Below are 16,707 nucleotides of genomic sequence, written 5' to 3'. Positions count from 1 at the left end.
AATAAGATATATGATGTGTGCAAGAAGAGGCAGGAGGGAACGTTATGCGGCTTGAGCGTCTAAATTATAATAAGATCAAAATCTTTCTGACACTTGACGATCTGACAGACCGGGGGCTGACGAAAGAAGACCTTTGGAAAGACTCATTTAAAGTTCAGCAGCTGTTTAAAGACATGATGAACGAAGCGAATACAGAGCTCGGGTTCGAAGCGAATGGCCCAATCGCTGTTGAAGTGTATTCTCTTCAAGCACAAGGAATGGTCATCATTGTCACAAAAAATCAAGAAACAGATGAAGACGATAATGAGTATGATGAGGACTATATTGAAATGCAAGTCAAACTTGGCGAAAGTGTTGACATTATATATGAATTTCAAACGTTTGAGCATCTGATTGAACTTTCCAAAAACCTGGACCGCATCGGTATTCAAGGCGGGACAGTCTACCACTATGAAGACAGGTATTTCTTAAGTCTCGACGATTTTGACTCCCATGAGGCTGACGGCGTGATTTCGATTTTAGCCGAATATGGGAATCCGACGACTTTAACGATTTACAGGCTTCAGGAATACGGAAAGAAAATCATGGAAAACAATGCCGTTCAGACCATTCAGACATATTTCAAATAGCCCGCATTCAAAAAAGATATTCTGCTGTGTTAAACAGCAGTTTTTTTCTGCCGAAAATAAGAATATAACAAAAAAGATTTTTCTCGAATATTTTCACGAAAAATGGTTGATTGTTCTTTGCATGATTAGTGCAAGGGTGTATACTATTCTCTGAAAGGACAACATGCCAGAAAGACTTTAGGAGGTTAACTTATAATGGTAGCCGATCAAAACACCGGTCATACTGAAGAAAACACACATGACGTTTTGAAATCAACGCAAACGGTGATACATAAGGCGCTTGAAAAATTGGGGTATCCTGAAGAGGTGTATGAATTACTAAAAGAACCGATCCGTTTTTTAACGGTGAAAATTCCGGTTCGCATGGACGATGGATCTGTTAAGATTTTCACGGGCTACCGAGCCCAGCACAATGATGCAGTAGGGCCGACAAAAGGCGGCATCCGTTTTCATCCGGGAGTTACAGAAAAAGAAGTTAAAGCGCTTTCTATTTGGATGAGTCTGAAATGTGGCATCATCGACCTTCCATATGGAGGCGGAAAGGGCGGGATCATCTGTGATCCGCGGGATATGTCCTTTCCTGAACTGGAACGTTTAAGCAGAGGGTACGTCCGGGCGATCAGCCAAATTGTCGGACCGACAAAAGACGTGCCGGCTCCCGATGTATTTACCAATTCTCAAATCATGGCATGGATGATGGACGAATATTCAAGAATCGACGAATTCAACTCGCCGGGCTTCATTACCGGCAAACCGCTCGTTTTAGGTGGTTCTCACGGCAGAGAATCTGCGACAGCAAAAGGGGTTACAATCTGCATTAAAGAGGCGGCGAAAAAGAAAGACATCGACATTGAGGGAGCTTCTGTCGTCGTGCAGGGGTTCGGAAATGCGGGAAGCTACCTTGCGAAATTCATGTATGACGCGGGTGCAAAAGTTGTCGGCATTTCTGATGCATACGGCGGCCTGTATGATCCTGAAGGGCTTGACATCGATTACCTGCTTGACCGCCGGGACAGCTTTGGGACGGTCACAAAGCTGTTTAATGACACCATTACAAACAAAGAACTGCTGGAACTGGAATGCGACATTCTGGTGCCGGCTGCAATAGAAAATCAAATTACCGCGGAAAACGCCCATAACATCAAGGCGAAAATCGTTGTCGAAGCAGCCAACGGCCCGACGACGCTCGAAGCGACGAAAATTCTTTCCGACCGCGGCATTCTTCTTGTACCGGACGTGCTGGCAAGCGCCGGCGGTGTAACCGTATCGTATTTTGAGTGGGTGCAAAACAACCAGGGATTCTACTGGACTGAAGAAGAAGTTGAAGAACGTTTGGAAAAAATGATGGTCAAGTCGTTCAACAATATTTACGAAATGGCGCACAACCGCAGAATCGACATGCGGCTTGCAGCCTATATGGTGGGCGTCCGCAAGATGGCGGAAGCATCCCGCTTCAGAGGCTGGATATAGGTTCAAACATTTGCAACAACCCAAAAAATCTCCTATCATAAAATAGGAGATTTTTTGATTTGCCCGATATGACAGGAGATGAACGGAACATGAAAGAAGAAAAAGTGATCATTATCGGCGGTGGCCCCTGCGGGCTTTCAGCAGCTATTCACATGCAAGAGATCGGAATAGATGCACTCGTCATTGAAAAAGGAAACATCGTCAACAGCATTTATCAATATCCTACACACCAAACCTTTTTCAGCTCAAGCGAAAAACTTGAAATTGGCGATGTCGCTTTTATTACTGAAAATCACAAGCCGGTCAGAAATCAGGCGCTTTCTTATTACAGGGAAGTCGCCAAGCGGAAAAATTTGCGGATCAACGCGTTTGAGAAAGTTCAATCCGTCACAAAAACAGAAAATAACCAATTTGTCGTGGAAACATCAAAGGATACGTATTTGTCGTCATTTTGCGTGATCGCAACGGGATATTATGACAACCCGAACTATATGAACGTCCCGGGAGAAGACCTTCCGAAAGTGTTCCATTATTTTAAAGAGGCTCATCCGTATTTTGATAAAGATGTTGCGGTTATCGGCGGGAAAAACTCAAGCGTCGACGCGGCGATGGAGCTCGTTAAAGCGGGCGCAAGAGTGACCGTTCTGTACAGAGGGAACGAATATTCCTCCAGCATCAAACCATGGATCCTTCCCGAATTCCTTTCGCTTGTCAAGCACGGAAAAATCAGAATGGAATTCCGGGCGGTCGTCAAAGAAATTACGGAAGAAGAGCTGATTTTTTCTGTCGACGGAAAAGAGACCAAGATCAAAAATGATTTTGTATTCGCGATGACAGGCTATCACCCTGATCACGGCTTCCTTCAAAAAATGGGAGTCGAAATTGACGCGGAGTCGGGCCGTCCTTCCTTTAATGAAGAAACGATGGAGACGAACGAAGAAGGCATCTTCATCGCCGGCGTTATTGCGGCCGGGAACAACGCAAATGAAATCTTCATTGAAAACGGACGTTTTCACGGCGGCTTAATTGCAGCTGAAATTGCTAAACGAATATAAAACCAATATTTTATGATTTGTATCAGGCAAAAGAGAGCATATTCTATATATAGATGTGCTCTCTTTTTTTATCGGCACACAGATCAACATGAAAAGGGGCAGCCTGACATGAAAAAGAAAGTAGCTCTTATTACAACAGGAGGAACGATCGCCAGCCGGAAAACCGAAAGCGGCAGGCTTGCGGCAGGGGCGATCAGCGGTCCTGAATTAGCCGAAATGTGCAGCCTGCCGGAAGATGTCCAGATCGATGTCTATCCGGCGTTTCAGCTTCCGAGTATGCATATTACATTTCAGCATTTACTAGAACTCAAACAAACCGTCGAACGCGTTTTTCAGGACGGCAGCTATGACGGCGTGGTTGTGACGCATGGTACGGACACGCTTGAAGAAACCGCTTATTTTTTAGATTTAACCTTGCAGGATGAGAGGCCGGTCGTTGTCACAGGCTCACAACGAGCCCCCGAGCAGCAAGGAACAGATGCATATACAAATATCAGACACGCCGTTTATACAGCGTGCAGCCCAGATATAAAAGGAGCCGGCACGGTCGTTGTTTTTAACGAGAGGATCTTTAACGCGCGCTACGTTAAAAAAGTGCACGCTTCGAATCTGCAGGGTTTTGACGTATTCGGCTTCGGTTACTTAGGGATTATTGACAATGATAAAGTATACGTTTATCAAAAGCCCTTAAAGCGGGATGTTCATCAGCTGCAAAGACCGCTTCCTGAAGTGGATATCGTCAAATGCTATCTGGATGGAGACGGCAAGTTTATCAGAGCCGCTGTCCGCGAGGGTGCAGCAGGGATCGTCCTTGAAGGAGTCGGAAGGGGACAGGTACCGCCGAATATGGTGGGCGATATTGAGCAAGCTTTACATCAGGGCGTTTATATCGTCATCACGACGAGTGCAGAGGAAGGCGAAGTGTATACGACCTATGACTATGCGGGCAGCAGCTATGACCTCGCGAAAAAAGGTGTCATCTTAGGCAAGGATTATGACAGCAAAAAAGCGAGAATGAAACTGGCCGTCCTTCTTGCAAGCTATGAAGAAGGTATAAAAGACAAATTCTTCTACTAGGCGGCCCCGTTCTTTTTCAATTTCAAAACAATCAGAATCATGGTAGGATAGAATGAGATGAAAAGGAAAGAGGTTTCCTCATGTTCGGAATTATCTCAGCAGGCTTAGCTCCCGGAATCGCACTGTTAATGTATTTTTACTTAAAGGAAAAATATGAATCCGAGCCCATTCATATGGTCATCCGCCTTTTTATACTGGGGGTCTTGCTCGTTTTTCCGACGATGTTTATCCAGTATGTATTGGAAAAAGAACACATTTCTGAGGGCAGTTTTGTCGTTTCATTTTTAACTTCCGGCTTTTTGGAAGAATTTTTAAAATGGTTTTTGCTGATGGTCAGCGCTTTTCAGCATATCGATTTTGATGAACACTATGACGGGATCGTATACGGGACAAGCCTTTCATTGGGGTTTGCGACGCTTGAAAATATATTGTATCTCATCGGGAACGGGGTGGAGTACGCTTTTATGCGCGCTTTGCTTCCGGTTTCCAGCCATGCCTTATTCGGAGTGATCATGGGCTTTTACATCGGCAAAGCCCGTTTTTCCTCAAGTAAAACAAAGATGAAATGGCTGTTCTGCTCGCTTTTTATTCCGGCTTTGCTTCACGGTCTCTACGATTATATTCTGCTTGCCTTAAAAAACTGGATTTATTTTATGCTGCCCTTTATGGCGTTTCTTTGGTGGTTCGGCTTGCGCAAAGCAAAAAAAGCCCGTTCCGTCAAAGCCGGCGGGCAGTCTCTTCAGCAATAGCCGCCTCGAGCATAGGCGGTTTTTTTCATTTTCTGTCCGGCATATTTACCTAAAGTTGAAACAGAAAGGAAAGCGTGTATAAAATCTGCCTCTCTACAAAAGATATGGGTACAAAAATGCTGGAGGAGGCTTAAAACATGAAGTCGAAAGGTTCTTTTTGTTTGAATGTCATTTTATGTACCATTATGGCAACCAGTCTTTCACTTCCATTCAGTCAAAAAAGCGCTGCCTTTTCTGAACAGGTGATACAGCGGGGGGCGACAGGGGATGATGTGATTGAACTGCAGGCAAGGCTTCAATACAACGGCTATTACAATGGCAGAATTGACGGAGTATACGGATGGGCGACATACTGGGCCGTCCGCAATTTCCAAAATCAGTTCGGCTTAAAGGATACAGACGGCCTGGTCGGGCCGAAAACAAAACGATTTTTAATCAATCATACTAAATATTACAGCGACTACGTGCACAGACAACTTCGAAAAGGAAACCAATTTACACATTACGGCGGGATGCCGCTGAAGTATCAGACGAAGCCTTCAAAAGAAGTGCAGCAGCAGGCGAGAAAAAAGGCGGAAGCAAGACAGCAGCAGGGCGCACAGCAGCAGGGCACTGCCCAAAAGCAGCCGCAGCAAAAGCAGCAGGCCGCTCCTGCACAGCCGAAAAAACAAGCGCAGCCAAAGGCTGCACCTAAACAGCAGGCGCCTAAAAAACAGGATGCCGTTGCAGCCAACATGCCGGGCGGTTTCTCGAACAACGACATTAATCTGTTGGCCCAAGCGGTTTACGGTGAAGCGCGCGGAGAACCGTATGACGGCCAGGTTGCTGTTGCAGCCGTTATTTTAAACAGGCTCGACAGCCCTACCTTCCCGAACACGGTGGCTGGTGTTATCTTTGAACCGCTTGCATTTACAGCTGTCGCGGATGGACAGATTTACATGACCCCGGATGAAACGGCGAAAAAAGCCGTTCTTGACGCCATCAATGGCTGGGATCCGTCAGAAAATGCGACTTACTACTTTAACCCTGACACGGCCACTAGCTCATGGATTTGGGGCAGACCACAAATTAAAAGGATCGGTAAACACATTTTCTGTGAATAAAAGCGAGGTGCTATAAATGATCAGAGGAATTTTAATCGCCCTTTTAGGTGTCGCCATCGTCGGAACAAGCTATTGGGGCTATAAGGAACATCAGGAGAAAGACGCCGTTTTGCTTCATGCCGAAAACAACTATCAAAGGGCATTTCACGATTTAACTTATCAGGTGGATCAGCTGCATGACAAAATCGGGAGCACACTTGCGATGAACAGCAAAAAAACCCTGTCTCCCGCCTTGGCGGAAGTATGGAAAACGACTTCTGAAGCGCATAACAATGTCAGCCAGCTGCCGCTGACCTTAATGCCGTTTAACAAGACAGAAGAATTTTTGGCAAAGGTCGGAGATTTCAGCTACAAAGCAGCCGTGCGCGACCTTGACAAAGAGCCGCTTAATAAAAAAGAGTACGCTTCTTTAAATCAGCTATATGAAAATTCAAAGGATATACAAAATGAATTGCGTAATGTCCAGCATTTGATTATAGACAAAAATCTGAGATGGATGGATGTAGAGCTTGCGCTCGCGTCCGGCCAAAAACAAAGCGACAATACGATCATTAATGGATTTAAAACCGTTGAAAAAAGCGCAAGTGCGTTTTCTGATACGGATTTAAGCGCGACAGAGATGACGAACACGAAAAAAGAGCAGCAAGGGTACGACCATTTAAAAGGCAAGAGAATAACCGAAAAAGAAGCGCGCAAGATTGCCCAAAAATTCGCTCAGGACAAAAATTACAATATCAAAGTGTCGAAAAGCGGCAAGAAAACGAACAGGGATGTATACAGCATCAGCATGCAGGACCCTGATCAAAAAGCGGATATTTATATGGACATTACCGAAAAAGGCGGATATCCAGTTTATCTGATCCAAAACAAAAAAATTAAAGATGAAAAAATCAGCCTGAACGACGCGTCGAACAAAGCCCTTCAATTTTTGAAAAAAAACGGCTATAAAACCGAAGACCTGAAGATGGATGAAAGCTCGCAATACGACGGCGTCGGCGTATTTTCGTTTGTTCCGGTCCAGGACGGCGTCTGGCTCTATCCGGACAGCATCCGCATCAAGGTCGCGCTTGACGACGGCGAAATTACCGGATTTAATGCAAAGGATTTCTTAATCTCCCATAAAAAAAGAGACTTGCCGAAGCCGAAATTAACGCTTGAAAAAGCGAAAGCAAGCCTGAATCCCAACGTAAAGGTTCAGGAGACGCGCCTTGCTTTAGTCACAAACGAGCTTTCACAAGAAGTGCTCTGCTACGAAATTCTCGGCACGATTGAAAACGATACATTCCGCATGTTTATCAATACCGAAGACGGCACGGAAGAGAAGGTCCAAAAAATGAAAAGTGCAGAACCGATATATAACGATTTGTAAAACGATAGATCAGAGGGAAAAGGCGGATACATGCCTTTTCCTTTTTAGCATTTGGAATAATTCGTCCTAAACATTTCCATACTGAACGTATGGGCGGAACGTCCGCCGGTGAAAATTGAACATGCCCGGTGCCATAAACTTTCCGGGCAGCGGAGGAATGTTATGAAAACAATTGAACGGTTATTATTTAAGATTCTTGTCGTACAGGCGGTCATATTAATCAGCGTGCAGCTTCTTTTTCATTTCTCCAAGGCTGAGCCTTATCTGTCAAAAGTTGTGCAGTATGAAGGCGTGAACAACATGAAAATCGGCGAATGGATCGAGACATTTAAGCCGTAAATTCACGCTAAAATCTCCCCTTTTTCGCCTGATACATGATACAATCCTATAAGGAGTACCAGATAGCAAGGAGAGGAATTATGGAAAAGAAATTATGCATTGCAATAGACGGCCCTGCGGCAGCCGGAAAAAGCACCGTGGCTAAAATCGTGGCCGGAAAAAAGTCGTATATTTATATCGATACGGGTGCCATGTACAGGGCGATTACGTATTTAGCGCTGAAAAAGGGCGTCGATTTAAACGACGAAGCGGCGTTGACGGCCTTGTTAAAAGAATCTGCCATCGATCTCACGGTTTCGCCTGAAGGGGAGCAGAAGGTTTATATCGCAGGCGAAGATGTAACAGAGGCGATCCGCACGGATGACGTGAGCAACCAGGTTTCAATCGTCGCCAAATACGCCGGGATCCGCGAAGAAATGACGAAAAGGCAGCAGCAGCTGGCTGAAAAAGGCGGCGTCGTCATGGACGGCCGCGACATTGGTACCCACGTTCTCCCGAATGCGGAAGTGAAAATATTTCTTTTGGCGTCCGTTGAAGAGCGGGCAAAACGCCGCTTTGAAGAAAACGTCAAAAAAGGGTACAATGTAAACTATGAAACGCTTGCAGAAGAAATCAGGCGCCGTGACAAACTCGATTCAGAGCGCGAGATTTCGCCGTTGAAAAAAGCGGACGATGCGCTTGAAATCGATACGACTTCACTGACGATCGATGAGGTGGCCGAAAAAATCCTGCAGGTTGTAGACAAAAAGGCTCAAAAATAAAAAATCCGGGCAAATTACTTATTGTCTGCATGTTTTGACTTGACAAACACAGGCTTTTATTAGAAGTTAGTAATAATAAATCATGTTTTAGAACATTCAAATATCCATTTTTGAATGGTTCTTTAATACATATCGGCTGTCCGGATCGGATATCAATTCGTCCGGAATAACCGTTTTTACAAAAGCTGTGTAGGTTTGGACCAAGGAGGTTATTGAAATGACAGAGGAAATGAATCAAATTGATGTTCAAGTACCAGAGGTTGGAGATGTGGTGAAAGGTATTGTAACGAAAGTTGAGGACAAGCATGTCGATGTTGACATCCCCAACTGCAAGCAAACCGGAATTATCCCAATCAGTGAATTATCAAGTCTTCATGTTGAAAAAGCATCAGATGTCGTCAATGTAGACGATGAGCTTGAATTAAAAGTGACAAAAGTGGAAGACGATGCATTGATTTTATCAAAACGTGCTGTTGATGCAGACCGCGCTTGGGAAGACCTAGAGAAAAAGTTTGAGTCAAAAGAAGTGTTTGAAGCCGAAGTAAAAGACGTCGTCAAAGGCGGTCTGGTCGTCGATATCGGCGTGCGCGGATTCATTCCCGCATCGCTTGTAGAGGCGCATTTTGTTGAAGATTTTACAGATTATAAAGGAAAGACGCTTACTTTAATCGTCGTTGAGCTTGACAGAGATAAAAACCGCGTGATTTTATCACACCGTGCGGTTGTTGAAAAAGAGCAGTCGGAAAGAAAACAGGATTTTCTTCAAACGCTGGAAGCGGGACAGGTACTTGAAGGAAAAGTGCAGCGCCTGACAGATTTCGGTGCTTTCGTTGACATCGGCGGCATTGATGGTCTTGTTCACATCTCCCAGCTGTCGCATTCACACGTTGAAAAACCGTCAGACGTAGTCGAAGAAGGCCAGGATGTCAAAGTCAAAGTGCTGTCCGTCGACCGCGACAATGAGCGAATTTCGCTATCAATCAAAGAAACGCTTCCTGGGCCTTGGTCCAACATCGGCGAAAAAGTGAAGCCTGGAGACGTATTGGACGGAAAAGTCCAGCGCTTGGTGAGCTTCGGTGCGTTTGTCGAAGTGCTGCCTGGAGTTGAAGGCCTCGTCCACATTTCGCAAATCTCGAACAAACACATCGGAACACCTCATGAAGTCCTTGAGGAAGGCCAGGACGTTAAAGTGAAAGTTCTTGACGTCAACGAAGAGGAAGAGCGCATTTCTTTAAGCATGAAAGAGCTTGAAGAAAACACCGATAAAGCAGAGCAGGAAGATTACCGTCAATACCAGGCGAAGGAAGAGTCTTCAGGATTCCAGCTTGGTGAAATGATCGGAGACAAACTGAATAAATTAAAGTAAAATTTGGTGATGATGGTGACGCGAGCAAAAAGAAAAAAAGAACACATTGATCATGCCTTGTCCACCGGACAGAAACGTCAGACCGGGCTTGATGATATTACGTTTGTTCACGTCAGCCTTCCGGAAACGGAATTGTCACAAGTTGATACTTCAACCAAAATAGGCGAACTGTTTTTAAGTTCGCCTATTTTTATCAATGCGATGACAGGCGGGGGCGGGAAGGCGACGTTTGAGATCAACAGGGCTTTGGCGAGGGCGGCTGCACAAACGGGCATACCGGTCGCTGTCGGCTCGCAAATGTCCGCTTTGAAAGACCCTGATGAACGTCCTTCATACGAGATCGTCAGAAAAGAAAATCAGAAGGGTCTTGTATTCGCCAATTTGGGGAGCGAAGCGACTGTGGATCAGGCCAAACGGGCGGTCGACATGATTGAAGCCGACATGCTTCAAATTCACCTCAATGTGATTCAGGAAATTGTCATGCCTGAAGGCGACCGCAGCTTTACAGGTCGCCTGCACCGGATTGAAGACATCTGCCGAAATGTCAGCGTACCGATCGCTGTAAAAGAAGTGGGCTTTGGCATGAGTAGGGACACCGCGGCCCGGCTTTTTAACGCCGGGGTCCAGGCGGTCGATGTTGGCGGTTTCGGAGGAACGAATTTTTCGAAAATCGAAAATTTGCGCAGGGATAAAGCGGTTCAGTTTTTCGATCAATGGGGCATATCGACAGCAGCCAGCCTGGCCGAAGTCAGCTCTCTGTTCGGCGATCAGCCGATTATCGCATCCGGAGGCATTCAAGATGCCCTTGATCTGGCCAAATCGATAGCGCTGGGTGCGTCTGCGGCGGGGATGGCGGGCTATTTTCTCCAAGTGCTGACAGCTTCGGGAGAAGAGGCGTTAGCCGCCGAAATCGAGAGCCTGATCGAAGATTTAAAAAGGATCATGACCGTCTTGGGGTGCCGGACGATTGAACAGTTGAAAAAAGCACCGCTCGTCATCAAGGGCGATACATATCATTGGCTGAAAGCGAGGGGTGTTGACCCCTTTGTTTACAGCAAGCGCTAAAAAAACCGGCTTCTCATGAGCCGGTTTTTTTACGGGTTTCGCTTCCGTGCGTCCTCCGCACTTTCGAGAGAGGCGGCCCCATTGTAGCTGATGGACTGGTCACGGTCGGATTCGGTTCGCTTCTGCTGTTTCAGCTTCTTTTCCTGCCTGTCTTTTCCCAACGCTGTTCCCTCCTTATCGCACGTTTAAAAAATCTCAAGTCACTCCATACTGAAAATGGAGGACGAAAACATATGGAAGAATTCTATTATTATTGGTCAATGTGGTTTTTATGGGTGTTAACGACTTTTATTCTTGAGAAAAACAGCTTTCGCTTTTATGCGTCAGCATTTATTCTGCTCAACATCATGTTAAGTATGTATCAGATTCAGCTCTTTCTGCATTTTAATGCCGCCTATTTGTCGTTTTATATAGGAGCTTTCATGCTGTGCGGTTATTTAAGGCTTCATAAAAGCGTCAAGCGGCTCCTGCTTCATTTGTCGATGGTGTCCGCCTACGGTTTTTTGTTTCTGTTTGCATTATATGACCCTGTTTGGTTTATCCTAAAGCCTGAATGGCTGACCATCATTCTGTTTGTCATCATGACGACGGCTTTTGAAAGAAGCTTCGCCGCCCGTCTCGGGATGTTTGTGCTCGGTGCGTGCCAGGGGGAGCTCTTGTATACATTCGTCATCAGAAAGCTTTATGGAGACATTGCAGCCGGCGGTTATTCATGGCTGTCAATGTGCGCTGCGGGGATCGTTCTCGTTTACGGAATCTCCCAGTATGAACGGCTGATGCATCAGTTCTATCACAAATGGAAGCGATTGAATAAAGGAGCAGCAAAAATGTCATGAGCCAATATACTTATCCGATCATCTTGGGAATTATCGCCGGTATTGTTGTCAGAGTGTACATGCTCCGAACCGACTACCGCCAGTACCCTACATATCTTCATGGGAAAACGATACATATTGCGCTGGCTTTGATCGCTGCCAGCATTGGAGCGATCATTATTCCGTCGATCTTAAAATCGGATTATACAGCGATTACGTTTTTAACGCTGGCTGCAACCCAATTCAGGGATGTCCGGAATATGGAACGCGAAACATTGACGCAGCTTGACGGCTATGAACTTGTTTCAAGAGGCAGCACATATATCGAAGGAATTGCGATCGCCTTTGAAAGCAGAAATTACATTGTCATTTTCACATCGCTCCTGACGACCCTCGCATATATTCTGTTTTCATCGGTATGGGCAGGCCTTGCTGCAGCTTTCATCTGTTTTATCTCGGGCAGGATCTTAATGTCCGGAAGCTTTATTAAGGACATCGTCGATATAGAGTATAAAAAGCCTCATTTTGAAGGAGCCGGCCTTTATGTTGACAATATTTACATTATGAATATCGGGCTTCCTGAAAAACAGAAGCTGATTTTGGAACACGGCATGGGTTTTATTTTAAAACCGAAAAATTTTAATTCCGCAGTAACCATTGCCAATCTCGGGCAAAGGCAAGCGATTTTATTCGACGTTTCCAATGTGCTCGGCGTGTATCGAGACTCCGGAGAACCCTCTCTTTCGCCGCTGGCGAAAAGGGATTTGAATGACGGGCGGGTCGCGGTTTTTGTCCTTCCGGTCATCAAGGACAAGGAGACGGCGATCAGGGTCATCGGCGATGTTCCGACGCTGGAAAACGCCATTCGCGTACCGATGGAATTTATTAAAGAAAAGCACAGCAAGGTGATAAAATGAGCGAATCAATCGAAAAATTCATCCTCGCCGTCGTCACAACAAGGCGAGAGCGAGTGATCGGAGGGACGGCTGCATTTTTCTGCGACACCCCCGAGGAAATGAACACGTACGCGAAAAACCTTGAAGCCATTCTCGACGGAATCGCCCACGGAATAGGAGATGACCTGTATTTGATTGTGAAACATTTTTAATTACAGTTGTGATCTTTTTAGAAATTGATATAATATATGAGTTAAGCCCTTCTCATGGAATAAGAAGGGTTTCTTTCTTCAAACTGATTTTTTGAAAAGAGAAATAAATGATGATTCATTTAAAGATGGAAAAGCTTTACTGAATTGAAAGGAAGGGTACTATGGGAAAACCTGTCGTAGCCATAGTTGGAAGGCCCAATGTGGGGAAGTCCACGATCTTTAACAGGATCGCTGGCGAAAGAATTTCGATTGTGGAAGATACACCTGGCGTGACGCGGGATCGGATATACAGCTCTGCCGAGTGGCTGAATCACGACTTCAACCTGATTGATACAGGCGGAATCGAAGTCGGCGATGAGCCGTTTTTGGCGCAGATTCGCCATCAGGCCGAAATCGCCATGGAAGAAGCAGATGTGATTATTTTCATGACGAACGGCCGCGAAGGCGTCACGGCTGCTGATGAAGAAGTGGCAAAAATTTTATACCGTACAAAAAAACCTGTCGTTCTGGCGGTTAATAAAGTGGATAATCCTGAAATGAGAGCAAACATTTACGATTTTTATGCCCTCGGCTTTGGCGAGCCGTACCCGATTTCAGGGACGCACGGCCTCGGTCTCGGCGATCTGCTTGACGCGGTCAGCGAACATTTTAAAAACATACCCGAAACGAAGTATGAGGATGAGGTCGTTCAATTTTGCCTCATCGGCCGGCCGAACGTCGGAAAATCCTCTCTTGTAAACGCCATGCTTGGAGAAGAGCGCGTGATCGTCAGCAATATTGCGGGAACAACGCGCGACGCCATTGACACGAGGTTTACATACAATCAAAGAGACTTTGTCATCGTTGATACAGCCGGGATGAGAAAAAAGGGAAAAGTGTATGAGGCAACTGAAAAATACAGCGTCCTCCGGGCTTTAAAGGCGATCGACCGCTCAGAAGTCGTCTGCGTCGTCTTGGACGGCGAAGAAGGCATCATCGAGCAGGACAAGCGGATTGCCGGCTATGCGCATGAAGCGGGAAAAGCCGTCGTCATCGTCGTGAATAAATGGGATGCAGTCGAAAAAGACGAGCGGACGATGAAAGAATTCGAAGAAAAGGTTAGAGATCACTTTCAATTTTTGGACTACGCGCCTGTTTTGTTTATGTCCGCTTTGACGAAAAAGCGCATCCATACGCTGATGCCTGCAGTCATGACGGCAAGCGAAAACCATTCGATGAGGGTGCAGACCAATATTCTTAATGATATCATTATGGATGCAGTGGCTATGAACCCGACGCCGACGCATAATGGCAACCGCTTAAAAATTTATTATGCGACACAAGTGGCTGTGAAGCCGCCGACATTTGTCGTATTTGTCAATGATCCTGAGCTGATGCATTTTTCTTACGAACGCTTTTTGGAAAACCGGATACGCGACGCCTTCGGATTTGAAGGAACACCAATCAAGATTTTCGCAAGAGCAAGAAAATAAAGAGGTGTAGTAAAAATGACAAAAGTATCGATTTTGGGAGCCGGAAGCTGGGGAACAGCCTTGGCGCTCGTTTTGGCCGACAACCAGTACGATGTGTGCATTTGGGGCCATCGTGAAGAACTGATTCAGCAAATCAATGAACACCATGAAAACAAAGATTATCTGCCGGGTGTCAAACTTTCTGAAAACGTGCATGCCACAACAGATCTTGAAGCTGCAGTGGCCGATGTCAAGACGATCATCGTCGCCGTTCCGACAAAAGCGATCCGCGAAGTTCTCGCACAGGCTGTTTCCTTCATCGACCAAAAGGCGATTTTTGTACATGTTTCAAAAGGAATTGAGCCTGACACACTGCTCCGCATTTCTGAAATGATGAAAGAGGAAATTCCGGCTGAATTAAGGGAGGACATCGTCGTTCTCTCCGGGCCGAGCCATGCGGAAGAAGTCGGTTTAAGACACCCGACGACGGTAACCGTATCTGCCGACAGCAGCATTGAATCGGCACAGGCGATCCAGGATATGTTTATGAATCAGAATTTCCGCGTGTATACCAATCCGGATATGATCGGCGTAGAGATCGGCGGCGCGCTGAAAAACGTCATTGCGCTTGCCGCGGGCATTACAGACGGTTTGGGGTACGGAGATAATGCGAAAGCCGCGCTGATTACAAGGGGCTTGGCAGAGATCGCCCGACTCGGCACGAAAATGGGCGGAAACCCGCTGACATTCTCGGGGCTTACAGGAATCGGAGATTTGATCGTCACCTGCACGAGCGTCCATTCACGAAATTGGCGAGCCGGTAATATGCTGGGTAAAGGCTTCAAACTGGATGAAGTTCTGGAAGAAATGGGGATGGTCGTTGAGGGGGTCCGCACGACAAAAGCCGCTTATCAGCTTTCAAAGAAATTTGATGTGAAAATGCCGATTACCGAGGCATTGCACAAAGTATTGTTTGACGGCGAAAAAGTTGAGACGGCAGTCGAATCATTGATGGCGAGAGTCAAAACACACGAGATGGAAGATCTTGTGAACACATTTGAAAATCAAATGAAATGACCACTCCATCACCAACTGCTTTATACTCTCCTCTAAGTTCGTTTTAAAAAAACCGAAACATTTTGGAGACTTAGGCAAGAGAGGATACATTTGTCCGAAGACTTGCATAAAATAGAATCGAAGTCTGGAAGAGCTGTATCTTACCAATTGGGTTATATAGTCACAATCGTTATGCCTGAAGCAAAGCCCCCCTCTTTGCTTCAGGTTTTTTTTGCGGTTTTTTCCGTTTTGAAATATTGGAAAAGCTGTTGAACTTCTGGTTTTTCTTATATAAAATGAAATATAACGCTTACATCACAAGAAAAGGTAGAAGGAGGGCTTCAATGTGAATGTCGGTCTGTTAAAAATGTGGTTTGCCTTGGGATCAATGGGCCTGATGTTCTTAGCGGTGATTGCCATATACATAAGCAGATATAAATTTAAAAACCGTTTTTTAAAAGTGCTCACGTCGTTCGTCGCCTATACATGTATGCTCATCTCCGGCGTGATCGTCTTTTTTGTCGTCTTCAGCGGTCCCGTCAACGAATAAAGCATAAAAAAGGAAGATTCATATGAAAATCGTAAACGCACTACTTGTTACTGTATTGACCGCAATCATGCTAAGCGGCTGTTTGTACCCTGAAGAAAGAAAGGCGAAAAACAGCGTGCCGTATCAGCACCAGCTCAAAGAAGTGCAGGCGGCCGTTGATGAATTCAGGGAGGCGACGGGAGGGCTTCTGCCGATTAAGACAAGGGATATGAGCGTTCCAATCTATCAAAAATACCCTATCGATTTTAACAGGCTGTCCCCCCGGTATATGGCTGAGCCGCCGGGTACTTCCTATGAAAGCGGCGGAGAGTACTTGTACGTTCTTGTCGATGTAGAAAAAAAGCCGACGGTCAAGCTCATTGATATAAAAATGTCGGAAATGATCAGAGAGCTAAAGCTTCGGGTCGAAATGTATAAAGATCAGCACAAGTATCCACCGTATAAAAAAGTCGTATCCAATCACTTATTCATGCTTGACCATGAAAAGCTCGGACTGAAAGAGGCGCCTTCTGTCACGAGTCCGCTTTCCGGCACCTCTCTGCCGCTTCTCGTCGATGAAAAAGGCGACATTCAAGTGGATTACCGAGTGGATTTGGCCAACCTGATAAAGCGGTCGAAAAAAACGGTAAAGCCGGGTGAGGAAATTCAGGATTTGATGTGGAAAGAGACGCCTTTTGTTCCAGCGTTTTCGGTAAAGTATACAGTGAATGACAAACAGGAACCTGTTTTTCTCGAATAGAATAT

Annotated in this window: 19 protein-coding genes; 18 read left to right on the top strand and 1 reads right to left on the bottom strand. The window is 45.7% G+C overall.

Annotated features, from left to right (window positions below; translation table 11 throughout):
- Window positions 1-44 precede the first annotated feature (44 nt).
- The 11 genes from MHB72_RS12950 to fni all read left to right on the top strand — a co-directional run bounded on the left by MHB72_RS12950 (window position 45) and on the right by fni (window position 10,983).
- Window positions 45-629, top strand: a complete 585-nt coding sequence (locus tag MHB72_RS12950) for a genetic competence negative regulator (protein WP_020451981.1) — start codon at window positions 45-47, stop codon at window positions 627-629.
- 195 nt (window positions 630-824) lie between these two features.
- Complete coding sequence (locus MHB72_RS12945) at window positions 825-2,099, top strand: Glu/Leu/Phe/Val family dehydrogenase (RefSeq protein WP_020451980.1); 1,275 nt, start codon at window positions 825-827, stop codon at window positions 2,097-2,099.
- An 89-nt stretch (window positions 2,100-2,188) separates the two neighbouring features.
- Window positions 2,189-3,154, top strand: coding sequence for a YpdA family putative bacillithiol disulfide reductase (locus tag MHB72_RS12940; RefSeq protein ID WP_023857466.1), 966 nt, complete (start codon window positions 2,189-2,191; stop codon window positions 3,152-3,154).
- Between the two features lie 108 nt (window positions 3,155-3,262).
- Window positions 3,263-4,231, top strand: a complete 969-nt coding sequence (locus MHB72_RS12935) for an asparaginase (protein WP_216920172.1) — start codon at window positions 3,263-3,265, stop codon at window positions 4,229-4,231.
- Between the two features lie 80 nt (window positions 4,232-4,311).
- The gene (gene prsW / locus MHB72_RS12930) at window positions 4,312-4,980 is read left to right on the top strand and encodes a glutamic-type intramembrane protease PrsW (RefSeq protein ID WP_023857465.1); all 669 of its coding nucleotides are present in this window, start codon (window positions 4,312-4,314) and stop codon (window positions 4,978-4,980) included.
- 185 nt (window positions 4,981-5,165) lie between these two features.
- On the top strand, window positions 5,166-6,083 hold the full coding sequence (sleB, locus tag MHB72_RS12925; RefSeq protein ID WP_391509418.1) for a spore cortex-lytic enzyme: 918 nt from the start codon (window positions 5,166-5,168) through the stop codon (window positions 6,081-6,083).
- Between the two features lie 16 nt (window positions 6,084-6,099).
- A complete protein-coding gene (gene ypeB / locus MHB72_RS12920; protein WP_023857463.1) occupies window positions 6,100-7,452 on the top strand; it encodes a germination protein YpeB in 1,353 nt (450 codons plus the stop codon).
- 162 nt (window positions 7,453-7,614) lie between these two features.
- On the top strand, window positions 7,615-7,791 hold the full coding sequence (locus tag MHB72_RS12915; protein ID WP_023857462.1) for a YpfB family protein: 177 nt from the start codon (window positions 7,615-7,617) through the stop codon (window positions 7,789-7,791).
- An 80-nt stretch (window positions 7,792-7,871) separates the two neighbouring features.
- Window positions 7,872-8,552, top strand: a complete 681-nt coding sequence (gene cmk, locus MHB72_RS12910; RefSeq protein ID WP_025811219.1) for a (d)CMP kinase — start codon at window positions 7,872-7,874, stop codon at window positions 8,550-8,552.
- 217 nt (window positions 8,553-8,769) lie between these two features.
- Complete coding sequence (gene rpsA / locus MHB72_RS12905) at window positions 8,770-9,918, top strand: 30S ribosomal protein S1 (protein WP_023857460.1); 1,149 nt, start codon at window positions 8,770-8,772, stop codon at window positions 9,916-9,918.
- Window positions 9,919-9,933: 15 nt separating this feature from the next.
- The gene (fni, locus tag MHB72_RS12900) at window positions 9,934-10,983 is read left to right on the top strand and encodes a type 2 isopentenyl-diphosphate Delta-isomerase (RefSeq protein WP_216920181.1); all 1,050 of its coding nucleotides are present in this window, start codon (window positions 9,934-9,936) and stop codon (window positions 10,981-10,983) included.
- 29 nt (window positions 10,984-11,012) lie between these two features.
- Here fni and MHB72_RS12895 read toward each other — a convergent pair whose 3' ends face one another.
- The gene (locus tag MHB72_RS12895; protein WP_003183025.1) at window positions 11,013-11,144 is read right to left on the bottom strand and encodes a YpzI family protein; all 132 of its coding nucleotides are present in this window, start codon (window positions 11,142-11,144) and stop codon (window positions 11,013-11,015) included.
- 72 nt (window positions 11,145-11,216) lie between these two features.
- On the opposite strand from MHB72_RS12895, the gene MHB72_RS12890 reads away from it, so the two are divergent.
- From MHB72_RS12890 to MHB72_RS12860, 7 genes are all read left to right on the top strand, one after another.
- Complete coding sequence (locus MHB72_RS12890) at window positions 11,217-11,819, top strand: YphA family membrane protein (protein ID WP_023857458.1); 603 nt, start codon at window positions 11,217-11,219, stop codon at window positions 11,817-11,819.
- Window positions 11,816-12,715 carry a YIEGIA family protein gene (locus tag MHB72_RS12885; protein ID WP_020451970.1) on the top strand — a complete coding sequence of 300 codons (900 nt, stop codon included), beginning with the start codon at window positions 11,816-11,818 and terminating at the stop codon, window positions 12,713-12,715. The genes MHB72_RS12890 and MHB72_RS12885 overlap by 4 nt, the downstream gene beginning before the upstream one ends.
- On the top strand, window positions 12,712-12,906 hold the full coding sequence (locus tag MHB72_RS12880; protein ID WP_023857457.1) for a capping complex subunit for YIEGIA: 195 nt from the start codon (window positions 12,712-12,714) through the stop codon (window positions 12,904-12,906). Before MHB72_RS12885 ends, MHB72_RS12880 begins: the two co-directional genes overlap by 4 nt.
- Window positions 12,907-13,067: 161 nt before the next feature.
- Window positions 13,068-14,378 carry a ribosome biogenesis GTPase Der gene (der, locus tag MHB72_RS12875; protein ID WP_020451968.1) on the top strand — a complete coding sequence of 437 codons (1,311 nt, stop codon included), beginning with the start codon at window positions 13,068-13,070 and terminating at the stop codon, window positions 14,376-14,378.
- 15 nt (window positions 14,379-14,393) lie between these two features.
- On the top strand, window positions 14,394-15,434 hold the full coding sequence (locus tag MHB72_RS12870) for an NAD(P)H-dependent glycerol-3-phosphate dehydrogenase (RefSeq protein WP_020451967.1): 1,041 nt from the start codon (window positions 14,394-14,396) through the stop codon (window positions 15,432-15,434).
- Window positions 15,435-15,759: 325 nt separating this feature from the next.
- Window positions 15,760-15,963 carry a DUF2768 domain-containing protein gene (locus tag MHB72_RS12865; protein WP_020451966.1) on the top strand — a complete coding sequence of 68 codons (204 nt, stop codon included), beginning with the start codon at window positions 15,760-15,762 and terminating at the stop codon, window positions 15,961-15,963.
- Between the two features lie 22 nt (window positions 15,964-15,985).
- Window positions 15,986-16,702 (top strand): hypothetical protein, encoded by a 717-nt coding sequence (locus MHB72_RS12860; RefSeq protein WP_020451965.1) that lies wholly within the window; start codon window positions 15,986-15,988, stop codon window positions 16,700-16,702.
- Window positions 16,703-16,707: the final 5 nt, after the last annotated feature.

Origin of the sequence: Bacillus sp. FSL K6-1284 (assembly GCF_038002625.1) — a bacterium.
GTDB lineage: Bacteria > Bacillota > Bacilli > Bacillales > Bacillaceae > Bacillus > Bacillus paralicheniformis.
The sequence above is the reverse complement of the archived record's forward strand: the minus strand, read 5'-3'. Positions and strand labels throughout refer to the sequence as shown.

What these genes read in the sequence shown, in the direction of transcription:
- MHB72_RS12870 (WP_020451967.1), top strand. Translation starts at nt 14,394, where the DNA reads ATGACAAAAGTATCGATTTTGGGAGCCGGAAGCTGGGGAACAGCCTTG.
- MHB72_RS12945 (WP_020451980.1), top strand. Translation starts at nt 825, where the DNA reads ATGGTAGCCGATCAAAACACCGGTCATACTGAAGAAAACACACATGAC.
- prsW (WP_023857465.1), top strand. Translation starts at nt 4,312, where the DNA reads ATGTTCGGAATTATCTCAGCAGGCTTAGCTCCCGGAATCGCACTGTTA.
- MHB72_RS12940 (WP_023857466.1), top strand. Translation starts at nt 2,189, where the DNA reads ATGAAAGAAGAAAAAGTGATCATTATCGGCGGTGGCCCCTGCGGGCTT.
- MHB72_RS12880 (WP_023857457.1), top strand. Translation starts at nt 12,712, where the DNA reads ATGAGCGAATCAATCGAAAAATTCATCCTCGCCGTCGTCACAACAAGG.
- MHB72_RS12950 (WP_020451981.1), top strand. Translation starts at nt 45, where the DNA reads ATGCGGCTTGAGCGTCTAAATTATAATAAGATCAAAATCTTTCTGACA.
- ypeB (WP_023857463.1), top strand. Translation starts at nt 6,100, where the DNA reads ATGATCAGAGGAATTTTAATCGCCCTTTTAGGTGTCGCCATCGTCGGA.
- rpsA (WP_023857460.1), top strand. Translation starts at nt 8,770, where the DNA reads ATGACAGAGGAAATGAATCAAATTGATGTTCAAGTACCAGAGGTTGGA.
- MHB72_RS12885 (WP_020451970.1), top strand. Translation starts at nt 11,816, where the DNA reads ATGAGCCAATATACTTATCCGATCATCTTGGGAATTATCGCCGGTATT.
- MHB72_RS12935 (WP_216920172.1), top strand. Translation starts at nt 3,263, where the DNA reads ATGAAAAAGAAAGTAGCTCTTATTACAACAGGAGGAACGATCGCCAGC.
- der (WP_020451968.1), top strand. Translation starts at nt 13,068, where the DNA reads ATGGGAAAACCTGTCGTAGCCATAGTTGGAAGGCCCAATGTGGGGAAG.
- sleB (WP_391509418.1), top strand. Translation starts at nt 5,166, where the DNA reads ATGGCAACCAGTCTTTCACTTCCATTCAGTCAAAAAAGCGCTGCCTTT.
- MHB72_RS12890 (WP_023857458.1), top strand. Translation starts at nt 11,217, where the DNA reads ATGGAAGAATTCTATTATTATTGGTCAATGTGGTTTTTATGGGTGTTA.
- MHB72_RS12860 (WP_020451965.1), top strand. Translation starts at nt 15,986, where the DNA reads ATGAAAATCGTAAACGCACTACTTGTTACTGTATTGACCGCAATCATG.
- cmk (WP_025811219.1), top strand. Translation starts at nt 7,872, where the DNA reads ATGGAAAAGAAATTATGCATTGCAATAGACGGCCCTGCGGCAGCCGGA.
- MHB72_RS12915 (WP_023857462.1), top strand. Translation starts at nt 7,615, where the DNA reads ATGAAAACAATTGAACGGTTATTATTTAAGATTCTTGTCGTACAGGCG.